General features: G+C 63.0%; 1 protein-coding gene and 1 pseudogene. Both read right to left on the bottom strand.

Annotated features, from left to right (window positions below; translation table 11 throughout):
- Window positions 1–294, bottom strand: a pseudogene (locus AC1DWT_RS51810) (hypothetical protein); the annotation flags it as partial.
- A gap of 1 nt (window position 295) precedes the next feature.
- Window positions 296–561 (bottom strand): hypothetical protein (locus AC1DWT_RS51805; protein ID WP_477926346.1); only part of this gene is annotated, 266 nt, incomplete at its 5' end.

Here is a 561-nt window from a genome sequence, read left to right as displayed (position 1 = left end):
CAGGTCCCGGCGGCACATCCGAGAGATCTTTCCGTACATCTTGAGCGTGGCGTCCTGGATCTTGGGCAGCTCGCCGCCCAGGTCGGCGATTGCGATGGTGCGCACATCCGACATCGGGGTGTCCCACTGCTCGCGGGCGAWGACTGCGCCGCCGACGATGGCGGGGATGTAGTTCTTCGGCCGGGTGAAGGTGGTGGAAATGTCGTTGACGCGAATCTCCTGCAGGCCCAGTATCTCCGGGTCGATTTCGAGCGCGACAGTGTAGGCGTGTGGGAGCTGCGCGTCGTCGCACACATCACTCCAGTGGAAGATCGGCTCGTTGACGAACAGGCAGGCCCAGTATCTCCGAGAGATCTTTCCGTACATCTTGAGCGTGGCGTCCTGGATCTTGGGCAGCTCGCCGCCCAGGTCGGCGATTGCGATGCTCGTTGACGAACAGGTCCCGGCGGCACATCCGAGAGATCTTTCCGTACATCTTGAGCGTGGCGTCCTGGATCTTGGGCAGCTCGCCGCCCAGGTCGGCGATTGCGATGGTGCGCACATCCGACATCGGGGTGTCCC

The organism is Rhodococcus sp. P4_B6 (genome assembly GCF_056402215.1).
The sequence above is the reverse complement of the archived record's forward strand: the minus strand, read 5'-3'. Positions and strand labels throughout refer to the sequence as shown.